General features: G+C 58.2%; 19 protein-coding genes. 3 read left to right on the top strand and 16 right to left on the bottom strand.

Features of this window, described 5'->3' with window-relative positions; genetic code table 11:
- Window positions 1-35: 35 nt before the first annotated feature.
- The 3 genes from recX to AC1MDT_RS27725 all read right to left on the bottom strand — a co-directional run bounded on the left by recX (window position 36) and on the right by AC1MDT_RS27725 (window position 2,148).
- Window positions 36-503 (bottom strand): recombination regulator RecX, encoded by a 468-nt coding sequence (recX, locus tag AC1MDT_RS27735; RefSeq protein WP_480419870.1) that lies wholly within the window; start codon window positions 501-503, stop codon window positions 36-38.
- A gap of 8 nt (window positions 504-511) precedes the next feature.
- Window positions 512-1,564 (bottom strand): recombinase RecA, encoded by a 1,053-nt coding sequence (recA, locus tag AC1MDT_RS27730; RefSeq protein WP_480419869.1) that lies wholly within the window; start codon window positions 1,562-1,564, stop codon window positions 512-514.
- Between the two features lie 83 nt (window positions 1,565-1,647).
- Window positions 1,648-2,148: a CinA family protein gene (locus AC1MDT_RS27725; RefSeq protein WP_480419868.1), complete on the bottom strand. Its 501-nt coding sequence runs from the start codon at window positions 2,146-2,148 to the stop codon at window positions 1,648-1,650.
- 263 nt (window positions 2,149-2,411) lie between these two features.
- Here AC1MDT_RS27725 and mutS point away from each other — a divergent pair, with 263 nt between their 5' ends.
- Window positions 2,412-4,991 (top strand): DNA mismatch repair protein MutS, encoded by a 2,580-nt coding sequence (gene mutS, locus AC1MDT_RS27720; RefSeq protein ID WP_480419867.1) that lies wholly within the window; start codon window positions 2,412-2,414, stop codon window positions 4,989-4,991.
- A 142-nt stretch (window positions 4,992-5,133) separates the two neighbouring features.
- Window positions 5,134-5,457 (top strand): ferredoxin FdxA, encoded by a 324-nt coding sequence (fdxA, locus tag AC1MDT_RS27715; RefSeq protein WP_100938647.1) that lies wholly within the window; start codon window positions 5,134-5,136, stop codon window positions 5,455-5,457.
- A 469-nt stretch (window positions 5,458-5,926) separates the two neighbouring features.
- Here the strand turns inward: fdxA and rpoS are convergent, their stop codons facing one another.
- From rpoS to AC1MDT_RS27675, 8 genes are all read right to left on the bottom strand, one after another.
- Complete coding sequence (rpoS, locus tag AC1MDT_RS27710; RefSeq protein WP_480419866.1) at window positions 5,927-6,934, bottom strand: RNA polymerase sigma factor RpoS; 1,008 nt, start codon at window positions 6,932-6,934, stop codon at window positions 5,927-5,929.
- Between the two features lie 105 nt (window positions 6,935-7,039).
- Entirely contained in the window at window positions 7,040-7,906 is an 867-nt protein-coding gene (locus tag AC1MDT_RS27705; protein ID WP_480422874.1) for a peptidoglycan DD-metalloendopeptidase family protein, read from the bottom strand.
- Window positions 7,907-8,108: 202 nt separating this feature from the next.
- On the bottom strand, window positions 8,109-8,744 hold the full coding sequence (locus AC1MDT_RS27700) for a protein-L-isoaspartate(D-aspartate) O-methyltransferase (protein ID WP_201116431.1): 636 nt from the start codon (window positions 8,742-8,744) through the stop codon (window positions 8,109-8,111).
- Window positions 8,745-8,785: 41 nt separating this feature from the next.
- Window positions 8,786-9,535, bottom strand: a complete 750-nt coding sequence (surE, locus tag AC1MDT_RS27695; protein WP_480419865.1) for a 5'/3'-nucleotidase SurE — start codon at window positions 9,533-9,535, stop codon at window positions 8,786-8,788.
- Window positions 9,523-10,581 (bottom strand): tRNA pseudouridine(13) synthase TruD, encoded by a 1,059-nt coding sequence (gene truD / locus AC1MDT_RS27690; RefSeq protein WP_480419864.1) that lies wholly within the window; start codon window positions 10,579-10,581, stop codon window positions 9,523-9,525. Before truD ends, surE begins: the two co-directional genes overlap by 13 nt.
- Entirely contained in the window at window positions 10,578-11,051 is a 474-nt protein-coding gene (ispF, locus tag AC1MDT_RS27685; protein WP_059407834.1) for a 2-C-methyl-D-erythritol 2,4-cyclodiphosphate synthase, read from the bottom strand. Before ispF ends, truD begins: the two co-directional genes overlap by 4 nt.
- Before the next feature lie 212 nt (window positions 11,052-11,263).
- The gene (gene fghA, locus AC1MDT_RS27680) at window positions 11,264-12,109 is read right to left on the bottom strand and encodes an S-formylglutathione hydrolase (protein WP_480419863.1); all 846 of its coding nucleotides are present in this window, start codon (window positions 12,107-12,109) and stop codon (window positions 11,264-11,266) included.
- A gap of 8 nt (window positions 12,110-12,117) precedes the next feature.
- Window positions 12,118-13,230, bottom strand: coding sequence for an S-(hydroxymethyl)glutathione dehydrogenase/class III alcohol dehydrogenase (locus tag AC1MDT_RS27675; RefSeq protein ID WP_480419862.1), 1,113 nt, complete (start codon window positions 13,228-13,230; stop codon window positions 12,118-12,120).
- 107 nt (window positions 13,231-13,337) lie between these two features.
- On the opposite strand from AC1MDT_RS27675, the gene AC1MDT_RS27670 reads away from it, so the two are divergent.
- Window positions 13,338-14,234, top strand: coding sequence for a LysR family transcriptional regulator (locus AC1MDT_RS27670; RefSeq protein WP_480419860.1), 897 nt, complete (start codon window positions 13,338-13,340; stop codon window positions 14,232-14,234).
- A 169-nt stretch (window positions 14,235-14,403) separates the two neighbouring features.
- Here AC1MDT_RS27670 and ispD read toward each other — a convergent pair whose 3' ends face one another.
- From ispD to AC1MDT_RS27645, 5 genes are all read right to left on the bottom strand, one after another.
- Window positions 14,404-15,111: a 2-C-methyl-D-erythritol 4-phosphate cytidylyltransferase gene (ispD, locus tag AC1MDT_RS27665; protein ID WP_480419859.1), complete on the bottom strand. Its 708-nt coding sequence runs from the start codon at window positions 15,109-15,111 to the stop codon at window positions 14,404-14,406.
- Window positions 15,108-15,386, bottom strand: coding sequence for a cell division protein FtsB (gene ftsB / locus AC1MDT_RS27660; RefSeq protein WP_047526337.1), 279 nt, complete (start codon window positions 15,384-15,386; stop codon window positions 15,108-15,110). Before ftsB ends, ispD begins: the two co-directional genes overlap by 4 nt.
- Before the next feature lie 239 nt (window positions 15,387-15,625).
- A complete protein-coding gene (eno, locus tag AC1MDT_RS27655; protein WP_414906255.1) occupies window positions 15,626-16,915 on the bottom strand; it encodes a phosphopyruvate hydratase in 1,290 nt (429 codons plus the stop codon).
- A gap of 149 nt (window positions 16,916-17,064) precedes the next feature.
- Window positions 17,065-17,910, bottom strand: a complete 846-nt coding sequence (gene kdsA / locus AC1MDT_RS27650) for a 3-deoxy-8-phosphooctulonate synthase (RefSeq protein WP_480419858.1) — start codon at window positions 17,908-17,910, stop codon at window positions 17,065-17,067.
- A 5-nt stretch (window positions 17,911-17,915) separates the two neighbouring features.
- Window positions 17,916-19,547: a CTP synthase gene (locus AC1MDT_RS27645; protein WP_480419857.1), complete on the bottom strand. Its 1,632-nt coding sequence runs from the start codon at window positions 19,545-19,547 to the stop codon at window positions 17,916-17,918.
- Window positions 19,548-19,589: the final 42 nt, after the last annotated feature.

The following is a 19,589-nucleotide window of genomic DNA, read 5'->3' as shown; positions in this document are numbered from 1 at the left end:
AAACGGCCCGCTATCTAACTAGCGAGCCGTTTCATTCAATCGTCCATCCCTCGGCCGCTGAACAAGCGGCTGATCATTTCCATGGAATAACCCCGATAACTCAGGAACCGGCCTTGTTTGGCGCGTTCACGGGCGTCTATCGGTAAATGCCCGGAAAACTTGCGTCGCCAGGTGTCTTCCAGTTGTTCCTGCCAGTTGATACCGCTCTCGCGCAAGGCGAGCTCGATGTCGATACGTTGCAGGCCGCGCTGACCAAGCTCTTCACGAATACGCAAAGGGCCATAACCGGAACGAGCGCGATAGGAAACAAAACTTTCGAGGTAACGGGATTCGGACAGGAGCCCTTCTTCCGTCAAGCGATCAAGCGCGGTGTCGATCATTTCAGGGAGGGCGCCGCGCTGACGCAGTTTACGCGTCAGCTCGACTCGACCGTGCTCGCGTCGAGCGAGCAGGTCCATTGCGGTTCGCCGCACCGCGACGAGTGTATCGAGTACGGCGGTCATCGGATCAATCAGATATCAGCGTCAGCCAGGTCATCGGCAGTCTCTTTGACTGGCGATGCTTTGACGTCCGGCGCTGGAGTCAGCAGCTTGTCGCGCAGCTGCTTTTCAAGCGTCGCGGCGATGTCCGGATTGTCCGCCAGGAACTTGGCCGAGTTGGCTTTGCCCTGACCGATCTTGGTACCGTTGTAGGCATACCAGGCACCGGACTTTTCAACGAAGCCGTGCAAAACACCCAGGTCGATCATCTCGCCATTGAGGTAAATGCCCTTGCCGTAAAGAATCTGGAATTCGGCCTGACGGAATGGCGAAGCTACCTTGTTCTTCACAACCTTGACGCGGGTTTCGCTACCAACGACTTCATCACCTTCTTTCACCGCGCCAGTACGACGGATGTCCAGACGAACCGAGGCGTAGAACTTCAGCGCATTACCACCGGTGGTGGTTTCCGGGCTGCCGAACATCACGCCGATTTTCATGCGGATCTGGTTGATGAAGATCACCAGGCAGTTGGCGTTCTTGATGTTACCGGTGATTTTACGCAGCGCCTGGGACATCAGACGGGCTTGCAGGCCCACGTGCATGTCACCCATTTCGCCTTCGATTTCAGCCTTGGGCACCAGAGCTGCCACGGAGTCGACGATGATCACGTCAACCGCGTTGGAACGCACCAGCATGTCGGTGATTTCCAGAGCTTGTTCGCCGGTGTCCGGCTGGGAAACCAGCAGGTCGTCGACGTTGACACCCAGTTTGCCGGCGTACTCAGGGTCGAGGGCGTGCTCGGCATCGACGAATGCGCAGGTCGCGCCGGCTTTTTGAGCCTGGGCGATCACCGACAGTGTCAGTGTGGTTTTACCGGAGGATTCAGGACCGTAGATTTCAACGATACGGCCTTTGGGCAGACCGCCAATGCCGAGCGCGATGTCCAGCCCCAGAGAGCCAGTGGAAATAGCCGGGATCGCCTGACGGTCCTGATCGCCCATACGCATTACGGCACCCTTGCCGAATTGACGTTCGATCTGACCCAGGGCCGCAGCCAAGGCTTTCTTCTTGTTGTCGTCCATTAAAGTCCTCACGTAATCAATAAGGCCTGACGGCCAACACCTGTATAAGTAGCCAGTATTATTCCACAGCGTTTCGGGATCGCCTACCCCTGATTTGAGATTTCTCCAGCAGCATGGCGCAGCAGCCCCTCTAGCGCGGCCTTCACCGTTTGTCGGCGGACCTCCTCGCGGTTACCGGGGAAGTGCTGCACCTCGCTGAACACCTGCTCGCCAACGCCCCAGGCCAGCCATACCGTGCCCACCGGCTTGCCCGGCGAACCGCCATCCGGCCCCGCCACACCGCTGACCGCCACGGCAAAATGCGCCCGGCTTTTTTCCTGCGCGCCACGAACCATGGCCTCGACCACCTCGCGACTGACCGCCCCCACCGTTGAAAACAACTCGACCGGCACATTCAATTGCTGGGTTTTCTGACGGTTGGAGTAGGTGACATAACCGGCCTCGAACCACGCCGAACTGCCCGGAATCCGGGTAATCGCCTCGCTGATCCCTCCACCGGTACAAGACTCGGCCGCAGTGACGTGGGCATTCAGAACCTGCAGGCGTCTGCCAAGTTCAGCGGCCAGTTGGGTGATTTCTTTCACGGTCATCTCCTGATTGAGCGGAATGAGAACTACCGTACACGAGCGTATCGCGCTTGCAAGGCGCTGGATCGATCAAAGTGTTAGCGAGTGAGTGCTCTGACGGGTGACGCTGTTGAACAGGTCATGACGCCAGAAATATGCCCTTGGGCTTTCATGCCTGCGTCGGGCGGACTGCCCATGGTAACCTTGCGCCCATCGCGGAAAAGCCGGGTCGATGCCCCTCCTTTGCCCTACACCTTTCAACGAATTTGCCTGATTATCCGATGAATAAAGCACTCTCCGATCTGTCCTCCCACACGCCGATGATGCAGCAATACTGGCGCCTGAAGAACCAGCACCCTGACCAGCTGATGTTCTACCGCATGGGCGACTTCTACGAGATCTTCTATGAAGACGCGAAGAAGGCCGCCAAGTTGCTGGACATCACCCTGACCGCCCGGGGGCAATCGGCCGGCCAGGCGATTCCGATGTGTGGGATTCCTTACCACGCGGCGGAAGGTTACCTGGCGAAACTGGTCAAGCTGGGCGAGTCGGTGGTGATCTGTGAGCAAGTTGGCGACCCGGCCACCAGCAAAGGGCCAGTGGATCGTCAGGTGGTGCGGATCATCACGCCAGGGACGGTGAGTGACGAGGCGCTGCTGGATGAGCGTCGAGACAATCTGATTGCCGCGGTGCTGGGTGACGAACGCTTGTTCGGTCTGGCGGTGCTGGACATCACCAGTGGCAATTTCACAGTGCTGGAAATCAAAGGCTGGGAAAACCTGCTGGCGGAACTGGAACGGGTCAATCCGGTAGAGCTGATGATCCCGGATGACTGGCCAAAAGACCTGCCAGCGGAAAAACGTCGTGGGGTTCGTCGTCGCGCGCCGTGGGATTTCGAGCGCGACTCGGCGCTGAAAAGTCTATGCCAGCAGTTTTCTACCCAGGACCTCAAAGGTTTCGGCTGCGAGAACCTGACCCTTGCCATCGGCGCCGCCGGTTGCCTGCTCAGTTATGCCAAGGAAACCCAGCGCACCGCCCTGCCGCATTTGCGCAGCCTGCGCCATGAACGCCTGGACGACACTGTGGTGCTGGACGGCGCGAGCCGTCGCAACCTGGAACTGGACACCAACCTGGCCGGCGGTCGCGACAACACACTGCAATCGGTGGTCGATCGTTGCCAGACCGCCATGGGCAGCCGTCTGCTAACCCGCTGGCTGAATCGCCCGTTGCGTGACCTGACTGTATTGCTGGCGCGCCAGACCTCGATTACCTGCCTGCTCGACGGTTACCGTTTCGAAAAGCTGCAACCGCAGCTCAAGGAAATCGGTGACATCGAGCGGATTCTGGCGCGGATCGGCCTGCGTAATGCGCGCCCTCGTGACCTCGCTCGCCTGCGCGACGCCCTCGGCGCACTGCCCGAGCTGCAAGTGGCAATGACCGAGCTCGAAGCTCCTCACATCATCCAACTGGCAAACACCACCAGCACCTACCCGGAACTGGCGGCATTGCTGGAGAAAGCCATCATCGACAACCCGCCCGCCGTCATCCGTGACGGCGGCGTGTTGAAAACCGGTTACGACGCCGAACTGGACGACTTGCAATCGCTCAGCGAAAACGCCGGGCAGTTCCTGATCGACCTGGAAGCACGCGAAAAGGCACGTACCGGCCTGTCCCACCTGAAAGTCGGTTACAACCGCATTCACGGCTACTTCATCGAGTTGCCGAGCAAGCAGGCCGAGTCCGCGCCAGCCGACTACATCCGTCGCCAGACGCTAAAAGGCGCCGAACGCTTCATCACGCCGGAGCTGAAGGCGTTCGAAGACAAAGCGCTGTCAGCCAAGAGCCGCGCCCTCGCCCGTGAAAAGATGCTCTACGAAGCGCTGCTCGAAGACTTGATCGCGCAACTGCCTCCATTGCAGGACACTGCCGCCGCACTGGCTGAGCTGGATGTGCTGAGCAACCTCGCCGAACGCGCGCTGAATCTCGACCTGAACTGCCCGCGCTTCGTCGACGAGCCGTGCATGCGCATCACCCAGGGTCGTCACCCGGTGGTGGAGCAGGTGCTGACCACGCCGTTCGTGGCCAATGACCTGAGCCTCGACGACAACACGCGCATGCTGGTGATCACCGGTCCGAACATGGGCGGTAAATCCACCTACATGCGCCAAACGGCCTTGATCGTGCTGCTGGCCCATATCGGCAGCTTCGTGCCGGCAGCCCGTTGCGAACTGTCGCTGGTGGACCGGATTTTCACCCGGATCGGTTCCAGCGATGACCTGGCAGGCGGGCGCTCGACCTTCATGGTGGAGATGAGCGAGACCGCCAACATTTTGCATAACGCCACCGAGCGCAGCCTGGTGCTGATGGACGAAGTCGGGCGTGGTACCAGCACTTTCGATGGTCTGTCCCTGGCGTGGGCTGCGGCCGAGCGCCTGGCGCATCTGCGGGCTTACACGCTGTTTGCCACCCACTACTTCGAGCTGACGGTTCTGCCGGAAGCCCAGCCATTAGTGGCCAACGTTCACCTCAATGCGACCGAGCACAACGAGCGCATCGTATTCCTGCACCACGTGCTGCCAGGGCCTGCCAGTCAGAGCTACGGTCTGGCCGTTGCGCAACTGGCCGGCGTACCGAGCGAAGTGATCGTACGCGCTCGCGAGCACCTGGGCCGACTGGAAGCCACCGCCCTGCCCCATGAAGTTGCGAAGCCGGTCAAAGGTAAACCCGCCGCGCCACAACAGAGCGATATGTTCGCCAGCCTGCCACATCCGGTACTGGATGAACTGGCCAAACTTGATCTGGACGATATGAGTCCGCGTCGTGCACTCGAAATGCTCTATACACTAAAGACACGGATCTAACGCACTTGCCTGCAAGCTGTTAGAATCTCGCGCGGTTTGGGATGCTGCTGGCTAATAGCCTGGCCAGCAGACTATCGCTCCCGAACCCGGCGACCCCAACGTGAAGGGGCTCCGCTGCCGCCGCCTGAGGAGAAAATTAGAAATGACCTTCGTCGTCACCGACAACTGCATCAAGTGCAAGTACACCGACTGCGTAGAAGTCTGTCCGGTGGACTGCTTTTACGAAGGCCCGAATTTCCTGGTGATTCACCCGGATGAGTGCATCGACTGCGCACTGTGCGAACCTGAATGCCCTGCCGTGGCCATTTTCTCTGAAGATGAAGTCCCGGAAGACATGCAAGAGTTCATTCAGCTGAACGTTGAGTTGGCCGAAATCTGGCCTAACATCACCGAGAAGAAAGAATCGCTGCCTGACGCTGAAGAGTGGGATGGCAAGAAAGGCAAGATCAAAGACCTCGAACGCTGATTTCCCCGCATTCCCGAAAAGGCCCCTTGCGGGCCTTTTTGCTTTTCTGCAGGCAAAAAAAGGGGCGGTTTGACCCGCCCACATTTTTTCCCTATTCCCTGCGTTCCTTTTCATCGTCCTGATGAATCGCTTCCTGCGATGTCCTTCCCCTCGTCCTTGAAGGGCGTGTCTGTCCGTCGACACAGTTCAGATATTAGAGCGTTCCCTATCAAGAGCAATCGACTCAGATCAATAAAACTGTCTGTCATATGCTATTAATTTTAATTAATAATCTTATAAATCAAATAGATAAGTAAATCGGAGTCCGAGAATGGACGACTGCCACCCTGTAAAAATAACGAACACTTACGAAAGAGTAAGCAAAGACTTACAGCACGAGCCTAAAAACCCGCGATGACGCCTCCCTCATTCCCCAGCCATAAAAAAACCCCGACCAGTCGGGGTTTTTAATGGCGATTTAGCAAATTGCTTATTGGAACAGCGACTCGCTCGACAGGCCATTTTTCTCGAGGATCTCCCGAAGACGCTTCAATCCTTCAACCTGAATCTGTCTGACCCGTTCACGGGTCAGGCCAATTTCCAGGCCTACGTCTTCAAGCGTGCTGCTCTCATGACCTCGCAGGCCAAAGCGGCGTATCACCACTTCACGTTGCTTGTCGGTCAGTTCCGAGAGCCATTGATCGATGCTCTGGGACAGGTCGTCATCCTGCAGCAGTTCACATGGATCGGTGGGACGATCATCGGTAAGGGTGTCCAGCAGGGTTTTATCCGAATCCGGACCCAGCGAGACGTCGACCGAAGAAACCCGCTCATTCAAGCCGAGCATGCGTTTAACCTCCCCCACCGGTTTTTCCAGCAGGTTGGCAATTTCTTCGGGTGAGGGTTCATGATCGAGTTTTTGCGTCAGTTCCCGTGCCGCCCGCAGGTACACGTTGAGCTCTTTGACCACATGGATCGGCAACCGGATAGTCCGGGTCTGATTCATGATCGCGCGCTCGATGGTCTGACGGATCCACCAGGTAGCGTAGGTCGAAAAGCGGAAGCCACGCTCAGGGTCGAACTTCTCCACCGCACGGATCAACCCGAGGTTGCCCTCTTCGATCAGGTCGAGCAGCGACAACCCACGATTGACGTAGCGCCGGGCGATTTTCACCACCAGCCGCAGGTTGCTTTCAATCATGCGTTTGCGCCCGGCCGGATCGCCACTTTGCGACAGGCGCGCAAAATGAACTTCTTCTTCCGGGGACAACAGAGGGGAAAAGCCGATCTCATTGAGGTACAGCTGCGTAGCGTCGAGCGCACGCGTGTAATCAATGTACTTGTGTTGCTTTAACGAAGCGGAGTGTTTGGATTTGGCACGAACGGAAGGTGGAGCAGACCCTTCATCATTCGACATCGAATCCGTACCGATGCCGGTCTCCATCAGGAGAACCTCATCGTCGATGTCAAACTCCGGCACTTCTTTACTGAGAGCCATTGTTATAGTCCTTTGGTGAGTTCGACCTCAAGCTCAAGCGGCGCCTTTATCCTTGGCAACGCTGGAGCTTGTTCCCTCTACGTGACGGAACAAGCTGGCAAGCGATCAACGACGTGGCAGGAATTGCAGCGGATCTACAGGTTTACCCTGGCGGCGAATCTCAAAATGCAGCTTCACCCGGTCTGTTCCCGTTGACCCCATTTCGGCAATTGTCTGTCCGACCTTGACCTGCTGCCCCTCCCGAACCAACAGTCTACGGTTATGTCCGTAGGCACTTACGTAGGTTTCGCTGTGTTTGATGATGACTAATTCGCCGTAGCCCCTTAAGCCACTCCCGGCGTATACCACCGTCCCATCAGACGCAGCTAAAACAGGCTGTCCCAAATCTCCGGCGATATCAATTCCTTTATTCAAACTGCCGTTTGAGGAGAACTTTCCAATCAGAATGCCATTAGATGGCCATCCCCAGCCGGTCGGGGCCGGCCCTGCCGGAGGCAATGGTTCAGGTGCCGGCTTGTTGGCGACGGACGGTGCAACCACCGTTGTACTGGTGGTTGTGCCGTTTGCCTGGCGCCGGATAACCGTGGTTTTACTCGATGACGAAGGCGTTGAATTCGACGAACTGACCACCTCTGTCGGCGCAATCGACGTTGAACCGGTACGACCGTCAAAGCGAATCGTCTGACCCGGGTGGATGGTGTACGGCTCGGGAATGTTGTTTCGTGCCGCGAGGGCCTTGTAGTCCCAGCCGTAGCGAAACGCGATGGAGAACAGCGTGTCTTTAGGCCGAACGACGTACTGGCCCGTGGTCGTTACCGGACGCTGGGGCACGGCTTTATTGCGATCGACGACGCGCACGTCGCTCGATTTGGTGCTGGAACAACCAACCAGCAAGGTGCTCAAGACAAGGCCAGTCACCAGGCGCTGAAAGCCGGTTATACCCATACGCTGCGCAATGACTGTGAGACTCACCCGCCGCTCCCTTTGTGGTGGCTGAAAAATGTGGATTGCCGTGTTACGGCGCGAAATGTCACCAGTATAACGGGCCGTGCAGGCTTTACCCGTGATGATGCTACGCACACGTTTGCTACCTGACGATGAATCCCGTTTAACTGATCGATGCCGCTGTAAGACAGGGGCAATCGAAGAGAATTCAGCACGCTAAAACAAATGTTCAGGCCAGCGGCCCATTGAGCAATGGCACAAAGCGTACAGCCCCTAAAACACGTCTTGAAAAGCCCTGTTCTTCGCGAATTATCAGCATCAATTGTTGCACCTCGCCAGCCCCGACCGGAATCACCAGCCGCCCTCCCGGCGCTAGCTGATCGAGCAAAGCCTGAGGGACATCGGTCGCCACTGCGGTCACGATGATGCCGTTGTACGGTGCGAGGGCCGGCCAGCCTTCCCAGCCATCGCCCCAACGGAATACCACATTGCGCAGGTTCAACTCGACCAGGCGTTCCTTGGCCCGGTCCTGCAGAACCTTGATGCGTTCTACGGAAAACACGCGCTCGACCAGTTGCGACAGCACCGCTGTCTGGTAGCCCGAACCGGTGCCGATTTCCATCACCTTGTCGAGAGGACCGGCCTCCAGTAACAACTCGCTCATGCGAGCCACCATATAAGGCTGGGAGATGGTCTGGTTATGCCCGATCGGCAGCGCCGTATCTTCATAAGCGCGGTGAGCCAGTGCTTCGTCGACGAACAGGTGACGCGGTGTACGACGGATGACTTCCAGCACCTTGGCGTTGGACACGCCCTCTTCATACAGGCGCTGAATCAGGCGTTCACGGGTCCGCTGGGAGGTCATCCCTATGCCGCGGTGCAGCATCGGGTCTTGTTCACGAGCCATCAGCGCAGCCCCTCCAGCCAGCCATCGAGACTTCTGAACGCATCATTGAAGGTGCGATCCAGTTGCAGCGGGGTGATGGAAACATAGCCCTGCATCACTGCATGAAAATCGGTGCCCGGGCCGCCGTCTTCAGCATCTCCCGCTGCGGCGATCCAGTAGCCGGATTTCCCGCGCGGGTCGACCACTTTCGTCGGCGCCGCGGCACGAGCGCGATGGCCGAGTCGGGTTAACTGAATTCCGCGGATGTGGTCCAGCGGCAAGTTGGGAATGTTCACGTTCAGCACCGTGCGCGGTGGCAGGGCCAGGTCAGCGTGGGCTTCCACCAGTTTGCGCGCAAAGTAAGCGGCGGTGCAAAGGTGCTCCACTTGCCGTGAGACCAACGAAAAAGCAAACGAAGGTCGCTCAAGGAAACGCCCTTCAAGCGCTGCCGCCACGGTGCCGGAATACAGCACGTCGTCTCCCAGATTGGCGCCCAGGTTGATACCGGAAACCACCATGTCCGGTTCGCGCTCCAGCAGGCCGTTAAGGCCCAGGTGCACGCAATCGGTGGGTGTCCCATTGAGGCTGATAAAGCCGTTGGCCAATGTTTGCGGGTGCAAAGGACGGTCGAGCGTCAACGAACTGCTGGCGCCGCTTTTGTCCTGGTCCGGGGCGATAACCACGCATTCGGTGTAATCCGCCAGCGCAGCATAAAGCGCGGCGAGTCCGGGTGCGGTTACCCCATCGTCGTTAGAAATCAGAATACGCATGGGCTGTCCGTCTGCCCCACCGGCACCAGATCGACGAGTTCACGCACCAATACGGTGGCGAAGCATCCGGCCGGCAGGACGAATTCCAGTTGCAGAATGTCAGGCTCGGGATAATGCCACGTCAACCCACCAATGGGCAGCCGCAGGATGCGACGTTCGTGGCTCATTCCGGCGTTAATCAACCAATCGCGAAGATCGGCTTCGCGAGCAGCGATTGCCTGCTCCAGTTCATGGACAACGCCAGTTGCCGGCGAGTCACCTTCGCCCCACTGCGGACCGGTCGGGTGCAGGTCTAGAATCGCCAGACGCGGGTCGCTGCATTCGGCTTCACCTGCCGGAAAAAAACTGCGGCTGTCGGTGAAGGCCAGCAGGTCACCGACCACGGCACGCTGCCAGGTGCCATCGGCGACACGCGCCGCCAGCACCTGGTTAAACAGAAAACTGCGGGCGGTAGAGAGCAATCGCGAGCGCACATTGCGCTGCTCCGGCAGGGCCTTGCGCGCGGCCCAGGCACGGGCATCGACCACGTTACCGCCGTCAAACCCAAAACGCTGGGCACCGAAATAATTGGGTATACCTTGCTTGGCGATCCGTTGCAGACGTTCTTCAATCGCGGCTTTGTCGCCCGCCAATTGGGTCAGGCGCAACGTGAAGCCATTGGCCGAGTGTGCGCCGCGTTGCAGCTTGCGTTTGTGCCGGCCGGTCTTGAGGATTTTCAGCGTGTCATTTTCGGCCGCCGACAAATCAGGATCTGCCTTGCCCGGCAGTTGCACACTGAACCACTGGCGAGTCAGTGCCTGACGGTCCTTGAGGCCCGCATAACTGACAGTCCGCAACGGCACGCCCGCCGCCTTGGCAATCCGCCGCGCTGCTTCTTCGGTATTCAGACCGCGCTTTTCCACCCAGATCCACAGGTGCTCGCCATCGCCACTGAGGGGAATATTGAGGACTTCATCGACCTGAAAGTCTTCCGCCGTGGCTTTCAATACGGCAGTGCCGAGGGCTTCGCCATAGGCCCGCGGGCCGAGCAATTGCAGTTCGTTCATGCGCGCAACAACAAGGCAACGGAATGCACGGCGATGCCTTCTTCGCGACCGACAAAGCCGAGCTTTTCGGTGGTGGTAGCTTTCACGTTCACTTGATCCAACTCAACTTGAAGATCCGCGGCAATCAGCGCGCGCATCGATTCGATATGCGGGGCCATTTTCGGCGCCTGGGCGACGATGGTGTTATCGACGTTGCCGACCTTCCAGCCTTTGGCGTGGATCAGTGCGACGACATGACGCAACAGCACACGACTGTCAGCGCCCTTGAATGTCGGGTCGGTGTCCGGAAAATGCTTACCGATATCACCCAACGCAGCGGCGCCGAGCAAGGCATCGCTCAAGGCGTGCAGCAGGACGTCACCGTCGGAGTGAGCGAGCAGCCCGAAGCTGTGTGCAATGCGCACACCACCCAGAGTAATGAAGTCGCCTTCAGCGAAACGGTGCACATCATAGCCGTGGCCAATACGCATAAAAAAACGCCCCGATTGTTGTCAGGGCGTGATTCTACCTGCTTTGGCGGACATTAGGGTCTGTTGACGTTTGGTGGCGAGCCGCGTTGCAGTGCCAAGTTGTGCGAGGCAAGGCGGGGGATGCCGCCAATGGTTGTTCCCTTGGCAAATCCCGCAACGCAGCATCGCGCAACTTGGCGCGCAACGCGGCCGTCACCGAACGTCAACAGACCCTACGCGCTTAGCGCACGCCCATGATGCTGCAAGTGCTCGTCGATGAAGCTGGCGATGAAAAAATAGCCGTGGTCGTAGCCTGGTTGCAGGCGCAACGTCAGCGGATGACCGGCCAATTTGGCAGCCTGCTGCAAGGCTTCAGGCTTAAGCTGGGTGGCCAGGAAATCGTCTCGATCACCTTGGTCGACCAGCAACGGCAGCTTTTCGTTTGCCTCGGCCATCAGCGCACAAGCATCCCATTCACGCCATTTCGAACGGTCTTCGCCCAAGTAACGGGTAAAGGCTTTCTGACCCCACGGGCAATCCATCGGATTGTTGATCGGCGAGAACGCCGACACCGATTGATATCGCCCCGGATTACGCAACGCACAAACCAGCGCACCGTGCCCCCCCATGGAGTGGCCGCTGATGCCACGCTTGTCGGACGCAGGGAAATGCGCCTCGACCAATGCCGGCAATTCCTGCACGACATAGTCATGCATCCGATAGTGCCGAGACCACGGTTCCTGCGTGGCATTCAGATAGAACCCGGCACCGAGACCGAAGTCCCAAGCGCCATCCGGATCGCCCGGCACATCCGGACCGCGCGGGCTGGTGTCCGGCGCGACAATGATCAGCCCGAGCTCGGCCGCCATGCGCAGGGCGCCAGCCTTTTGCATGAAGTTTTCATCGGTACAGGTCAAGCCGGACAACCAATACAGCACCGGCAGTTTGCCACCCTGCTCCGCTTGCGGCGGCAGGTAGACGGCAAACACCATGTCGCAACCGAGCACTTCGGAGCGGTGCCGGTATCGTTTGTGCCAGCCGCCGAAGCTTTTCTGGCAGGAGATATTTTCCAGGCTCATGACCGACCTCAGAAGTGGATGACGCTACGGATGCTTTTGCCTTCATGCATCAGGTCGAAAGCCTTGTTGATATCTTCCAGGCCCATAGTGTGGGTGATGAACGTATCCAGCGGGATCTCGCCGGTTTCGGTCATTTCGACATAGCTCGGCAATTCGGTACGACCACGCACACCGCCAAACGCCGAACCGCGCCAGACGCGACCAGTCACCAACTGGAATGGACGGGTAGAGATTTCCTGGCCTGCACCCGCCACACCGATGATCACCGATTCGCCCCATCCCTTGTGGCAGCACTCAAGTGCAGCGCGCATCAACTGGACGTTGCCGATGCACTCGAAGGAAAAGTCGACGCCACCGTCGGTCATGTCGACGATGACTTCCTGGATCGGACGATCGAAATCTTTCGGATTCACGCAATCGGTTGCCCCCAGCTGCTTGGCAATCTCGAATTTGGCCGGGTTGATGTCGATGGCGATGATCCGCGCAGCCTTGGCTTTTACGGCACCGATAACCGCCGACAGCCCGATGCCGCCGAGGCCGAAAATGGCGACGGTATCACCCGGTTTTACCTTGGCTGTATTGAGCACGGCGCCGATACCGGTGGTGACACCGCAACCCAGCAGGCAGACTTTTTCCAGTGGCGCTTCTTTAGGGATTTTGGCCACGGAGATTTCCGGCAGCACGGTGTACTCGGAGAATGTCGAGGTTCCCATGTAGTGGAAAATCGGCTGTCCCTTGTAGGAAAAACGCGAAGTGCCATCCGGCATCAGGCCTTTGCCCTGAGTCGCGCGAATGGCCTGGCAGAGGTTGGTTTTACCCGACAGACAGAATTTGCACTGACGGCATTCCGGGGTGTACAGCGGGATCACATGATCGCCGATGGCGACAGAGGTCACACCCTCACCGATCGCTTCGACAATCGCCCCACCTTCGTGACCGAGGATCGACGGGAAGATGCCTTCCGGGTCGGCACCGGACAGGGTGTAGGCGTCCGTGTGGCAAACACCGGAAGCCACGACGCGCAGCAGGACTTCACCGGCCTTCGGCATGGCGACATCGACTTCAACGATCTCGAGGGGTTTCTTGGCCTCGAAGGCAACAGCGGCGCGCGACTTGATCATGCTGACTCTCCAGTGAATAAAAACGAGACAAGGAGTGTAATACACCGCCATACGATGAATAATCGAGACAAACGCAAAATATTATTGCTGCACAGGGATAATCCTTGATGTCCGAAAACCGTTGGGAAGGGATCGACGAGTTCGTCGCAGTCGCCGAGTGCAGTCAATTCACCGCGGCGGCGGAACGCCTTGGGGTGTCCTCCTCCCATGTCAGTCGACAAATCGTACGTCTGGAAGAGCGCCTTCAGACGCGGCTGCTTTACCGCAGCACACGTCGGGTTACCCTGACCGAAGCCGGGCAAACGTTCTTGCAGCATTGCCAGCGTTTGCAAGACGGACGCGAAGAAGCATTGCGCGCGGTCGGCGACCTGACCAGCGAACCCAAGGGCATGCTGCGCATGACCTGCGCGGTGGCGTACGGCGAGCGATTTATCGTGCCGCTGGTAACCCGCTTCATGGGGCTCTATCCACAACTTCGAATCGACATTGAACTGAGCAACCGCCAGCTCGACCTGGTTCATGAGGGCCTGGACCTGGCGATCCGCCTGGGTCGTCTGCAAGACTCGCGTCTAGTGGCGACACGCTTGGCACCTCGACGCATGTACCTGTGCGCATCGCCTTCCTACCTGGAACGATACGGTCGACCACACAGCCTGTCGGAATTGAGCCGGCACAACTGTCTCATTGGCAGCTCGGACGTTTGGCAACTGGAACAGAACGGGCGGGAATTTTCCCAACGGGTGCAGGGAAACTGGCGTTGTAATAGTGGGCAGGCGGTGCTGGACGCGGCACTACAGGGGGTTGGGCTGTGTCAGTTGCCGGACTATTACGTGCTGGAGCATTTAAACAGTGGTGCCTTGATTTCGCTGCTGGAAGCCCATCAACCGCCAAACACTGCGGTGTGGGCGCTTTATCCACAGCAACGGCACCTGTCGCCGAAGGTGCGCAAGTTGGTGGATTATTTGAAAGAAGGGTTGGCTGGACGGCCGGAGTATCGGAGCTAAGTATGTTTCAGTGCCAGATATGTTGGCTGGACTACCGCTATCGTCGGAACGCCGCCCGGAGCAAGCTCGCTCCCACAGGGATTATTGGCGAACGAAAAATAGATGGCCGACACAAAACAAGTGTGGGAGCGAGCTTGCTCGCGATAGCGATTGAAGGGCCAGCGAGAAATCAGCGGCGGTTAGCCCAACGCTGCCTCAACCACTCCAGATCTTCAGGGCGAGTGACTTTGAGGTTATCAGACCGCCCCTCAATAAGACGAGGCGCCATCCCTGCCCACTCCATGGCCGAAGCTTCATCGGTGATCACAACATCCGCCACCAGGCTATCGGCCAACGCCCGATGCAACGCACCCAGGCGAAACATCTGCGGCGTATACGCTTGCCAGATCACGCTGCGATCCACGGTTTCAACCACGCGCCCCTGCTTGTCGACCCGTTTGAGAGTATCGCGAGCAGGAACCGCCAGCAGTCCGCCGACTGGATCTTCAGCCAGTTCACCCAGCAACTTGTCCAGATCATCACGGCTCAGATTCGGTCGCGCGGCATCGTGAACCAACACCCAATCCTCATCGTCAGCGCCTTGCGCGTGCAAATGCAGCAGCGCATTGAGCACCGACCCGGAGCGCTCATCGCCACCGTCAACACGCTGAATACGCGAATCGCCAGCACACGCCAGATTCGGCCAATAAGGATCATCAACAGCAAGACTGACCACCACCCCCTTCAGGGCAGGGTGATCAAGGAAACAGCCGAGGCTGTGTTCGAGAATTGTGCGTCCGCCCAATTGCAAGTATTGCTTGGGACGGTCCGCAGCCATACGGGCACCGACGCCCGCGGCAGGAATCACGGCCCAGAAGGCCGGTAACGACGGGGTCATTGGGCCAACTGGTAAAGGGTTTCACCGTCCTTGACCATGCCCAACTCATGGCGGGCCCGCTCTTCAACGGTCTCCATGCCTTTTTTCAACTCACTGACTTCGGCGTCCATGACTCGATTGCGCTCCAGCAACGACTCGTTCTCAGCATGTTGATCCGCGATCTGCTGAGTCAGCTCTGCGACTTGCGCCAGACTGCCATTACCCACCCACAGGCGGTACTGCAGGCCAGCCAGCAGCAAGAGCAAAACGAGGAACAACCAATTGGGACTGCGCATCGAATATCAGGTATCCAGTGAAAAAAGACAGCCATGCAAAAACTTTGAAGCTTCTGATAGCACGAAGCCTGGAAAATCCAGGCTTGCGCTTATAAGGCATCAGATTAGTGGCAAATTCATCGCCGTAGCGATTTTTCCGACACAATCCGCTGTCTTTTTACCATTTCGTGCCTGCCTCACCAATACGCTTCCTTTGACATTGCCAAAAGTCGCGCGCGATGGTGAGGCAGAGCACTTTATCAGCCGCGGAACTCGCTGCGACCGTTGTACTTGGCTTTGCCATTCAACTGCTCTTCGATACGCAGCAGTTGGTTGTACTTGGAAACGCGGTCGGAACGGCACAGGGAGCCGGTCTTGATCTGACCAGCCGAAGTGCCCACAGCCAGGTCGGCAATGGTCGAATCTTCGGTTTCGCCGGAGCGGTGCGAGATGACGGCGGTGTAACCAGCGGCCTTGGCCATCTGGATGGCTTCCAGGGTTTCGGTCAGGGTGCCGATCTGGTTGAACTTGATCAGGATAGAGTTAGCGATCTTTTTATCGATGCCTTCTTTCAGGATCTTGGTATTAGTCACGAACAGGTCGTCGCCTACCAGCTGAATCTTCTCGCCGATTTTGTCGGTAAGGATTTTCCAGCCAGCCCAGTCGGACTCGTCCAGGCCATCTTCGATGGAGATGATCGGGTAACGCTCGGTCAGGCCTTTGAGGTAATCGGCAAAACCTTCAGCGGTGAACACCTGGCCTTCGCCGGACAGGTTGTACTTACCGTCTTCGTAGAATTCGCTCGCGGCGCAGTCCAGGGCCAGGGTCACGTCGGTGCCCAGCTTGTAACCGGCGTTGGCCACGGCTTCGGAAATCACTTTCAACGCGTCTTCGTTGGAAGCCAGGTTAGGTGCGAAACCACCTTCGTCACCGACAGCAGTGCTGAGGCCACGGGCCTTCAGAACAGCTTTGAGGTGATGGAAAATCTCGGTGCCCATGCGCAGACCTTCCGAGAAAGACTTGGCGCCGACTGGCTGAACCATGAATTCCTGGATGTCGACGTTGTTATCGGCGTGCTCGCCACCGTTGATGATGTTCATCATCGGAACCGGCATCGAGTAAACACCCGGGGTACCGTTCAGGTTGGCAATATGAGCGTACAGCGGCAGGTCCTGGTCTTGAGCTGCTGCCTTGGCCGCAGCCAGGGAAACGGCGAGGATCGCGTTAGCGCCCAGGGAACCTTTGTTTTCGGTACCGTCGAGCTTGATCATCGCGTGATCCAGCGCTTTCTGGTCGCTTGGGTCAGTACCTTTCAACAGGTCACGGATCGGACCGTTGATGTTGGCGACGGCCTTCAGAACGCCTTTGCCCAGGTAACGGCTCTTGTCGCCATCACGCAGCTCGAGCGCTTCACGCGAGCCAGTGGAAGCACCGGACGGCGCGCACGCGCTACCGATGATGCCGTTATCGAGAAGCACGTCCGCTTCCACGGTGGGGTTGCCACGGGAGTCGAGAACTTCACGACCTTTGATGTCGACGATTTTTGCCATTGTTGTAAACACTCCAAAGTTGACGAAAACGCTTCGTACCGCTCGATTTATAACTTGTGGGTCACATTGTTGCATAAGACCGGCTTGCTCATGGCGCTCTCTCGGGCCCCATCGCGAGCAAGCTCGGCTCCTGCACGGAGAAATGAGGATTACGCGGTTTCTACCGTCGGAAAACTCTTCACCAGTTCGTCCAATGCTTTGAGCTGGGCCAGGAATGGCTCCAGTTTGTCCAGGCGCAAGGCGCAAGGGCCATCGCATTTTGCGTTGTCCGGGTCCGGATGTGCTTCAAGGAACAGACCCGCCAGCGACTGGCTCATGCCGGCCTTGGCCAGGTCGGTGACCTGGGCACGACGACCACCGGCGGAATCGGAGCGACCGCCGGGCATTTGCAGCGCGTGGGTCACGTCGAAAAACACCGGGTATTCGAACTGCTTCATGATGCCGAAGCCAAGCATGTCGACGACCAGGTTGTTGTAGCCGAAGCTCGAACCGCGCTCGCAGAGGATCAACTGATCATTACCCGCTTCCACGCATTTGCTCAGGATGTGTTTCATTTCCTGAGGGGCGAGGAATTGAGCTTTCTTGATGTTGATCACTGCACCGGTCTTGGCCATCGCGACCACGAGGTCGGTCTGGCGCGACAGAAAGGCCGGTAGTTGGATGATCTCGCAGACTTCAGCAACGACCGCAGCCTGATCAGGCTCGTGGACGTCGGTGATGATCGGCACGCCGAAGGCTTGCTTGATGTCCTGGAAAATCCGCATGCCCTCTTCCAGGCCAGGGCCACGGTAAGAGGTCACGGAGGAACGGTTGGCCTTGTCGAAACTGGCCTTGAACACGTAAGGGATACCGAGTTTCTCGGTCACCTTTACGTACTCTTCGCAGACCTGCATCGCCATGTCGCGGCTTTCCAGCACGTTCATGCCACCGAACAGCACCATTGGCTTGTCGTTGGCAATCTCGATATCGCCTACACGGATGATCTTCTGCGCCATCGGATTTATGCCTTCTTCTGGTGTTGAATCAACGCTGCTTTGACGAAACCGCTGAACAACGGGTGACCGTCGCGTGGCGTGGAGGTGAACTCAGGGTGGAACTGGCAAGCGACGAACCATGGATGATCCGGGGCTTCGACCACTTCGACCAGCGCGCCATCACCGGAGCGACCGGTGATTTTCAGGCCGGCTTCGATGATTTTTGGCAGCAGGTTGTTGTTCACTTCGTAGCGGTGACGGTGACGCTCGACGATCACGTCCTTGGCATAGCAATCGTGCACCAGGGAACCCTGCTCCAGCAGGCAATCCTGTGCGCCAAGGCGCATGGTGCCGCCCAGGTCGGACGTTTCGGTACGGGTTTCAACCGCGCCGGTGGCATCTTCCCACTCGGTAATCAGACCCACGACCGGGTGACCGCTTGCACGATCGAACTCGGTGGAGTTGGCGTCTTTCCAGCCCATTACGTTACGCGCAAACTCGATCACGGCCACTTGCATGCCCAGGCAGATACCCAGGTATGGAACCTTGTTTTCGCGAGCGTATTGTACGGCGGTGATCTTGCCTTCCACGCCGCGCAGACCGAAGCCACCTGGAACCAGAATCGCGTCGACGCCTTCCAGTAGCGCGGTGCCCTGGTTTTCGATGTCTTCGGAGTCGATGTAGCGCAGGTTGACCTTGGTGCGGTTGCTGATGCCGGCGTGACTCATCGCTTCGATCAGCGACTTGTAGGCGTCCAGCAGTTCCATGTACTTGCCGACCATGGCGATGGTGACTTCGTGCTCAGGGTTGAGCTTGGCGTCAACCACGGCTTCCCACTCGGACAGATCGGCACCGCCGCATTGCAGGCCGAAACGCTCGACAACGAAATCATCCAGGCCCTGAGAATGCAGAATGCCCGGGATCTTGTAGATGGTGTCGGCGTCTTCCAGCGCGATGACCGCACGTTCTTCAACGTTGGTGAACTGCGCGATCTTGCGACGCGAGGAGATGTCGATCGGGTGATCGGAACGGCAGACCAGCACGTCTGGCTGCAGGCCGATGGAACGCAGTTCCTTGACCGAGTGCTGGGTTGGCTTGGTTTTGGTTTCGCCGGCAGTGGCAATGTAGGGCACCAGTGTCAGGTGCATCAGCATCGCGCGCTTGGCGCCGACTTCGAAACGCAATTGACGGATCGCTTCGAGGAACGGTTGCGATTCGATGTCACCCACGGTGCCACCGATCTCGACCATGGCCACGTCGGCATCGCCGGCGCCCTTGATGATCCGGCGCTTGATTTCGTCGGTGATGTGCGGGATCACCTGAATGGTGGCGCCCAGGTAATCACCACGGCGCTCTTTGCGCAGAACGTGTTCGTAGACACGGCCAGTGGTGAAGTTGTTGTTCTGGGTCATGGTCGTGCGGATGAACCGCTCGTAGTGACCCAGGTCCAGGTCGGTCTCGGCGCCGTCGTGGGTGACGAACACTTCACCGTGCTGGAACGGGCTCATGGTGCCCGGGTCGACGTTGATGTACGGGTCCAGCTTCAGCATGGTGACCTTAAGTCCCCGCGCCTCCAGGATGGCCGCCAATGAAGCCGATGCAATGCCTTTCCCCAAAGAAGAAACAACACCGCCCGTGACGAATATGTAGCGCGTCATGAAAAACCCTAGAAGTCTGCGTTAAAGCGGTCCGAGCCGCCG

This window comes from Pseudomonas sp. ASL7 (assembly GCF_056680375.1).
This window is presented reverse-complemented; position numbering and strand designations above follow the sequence as displayed.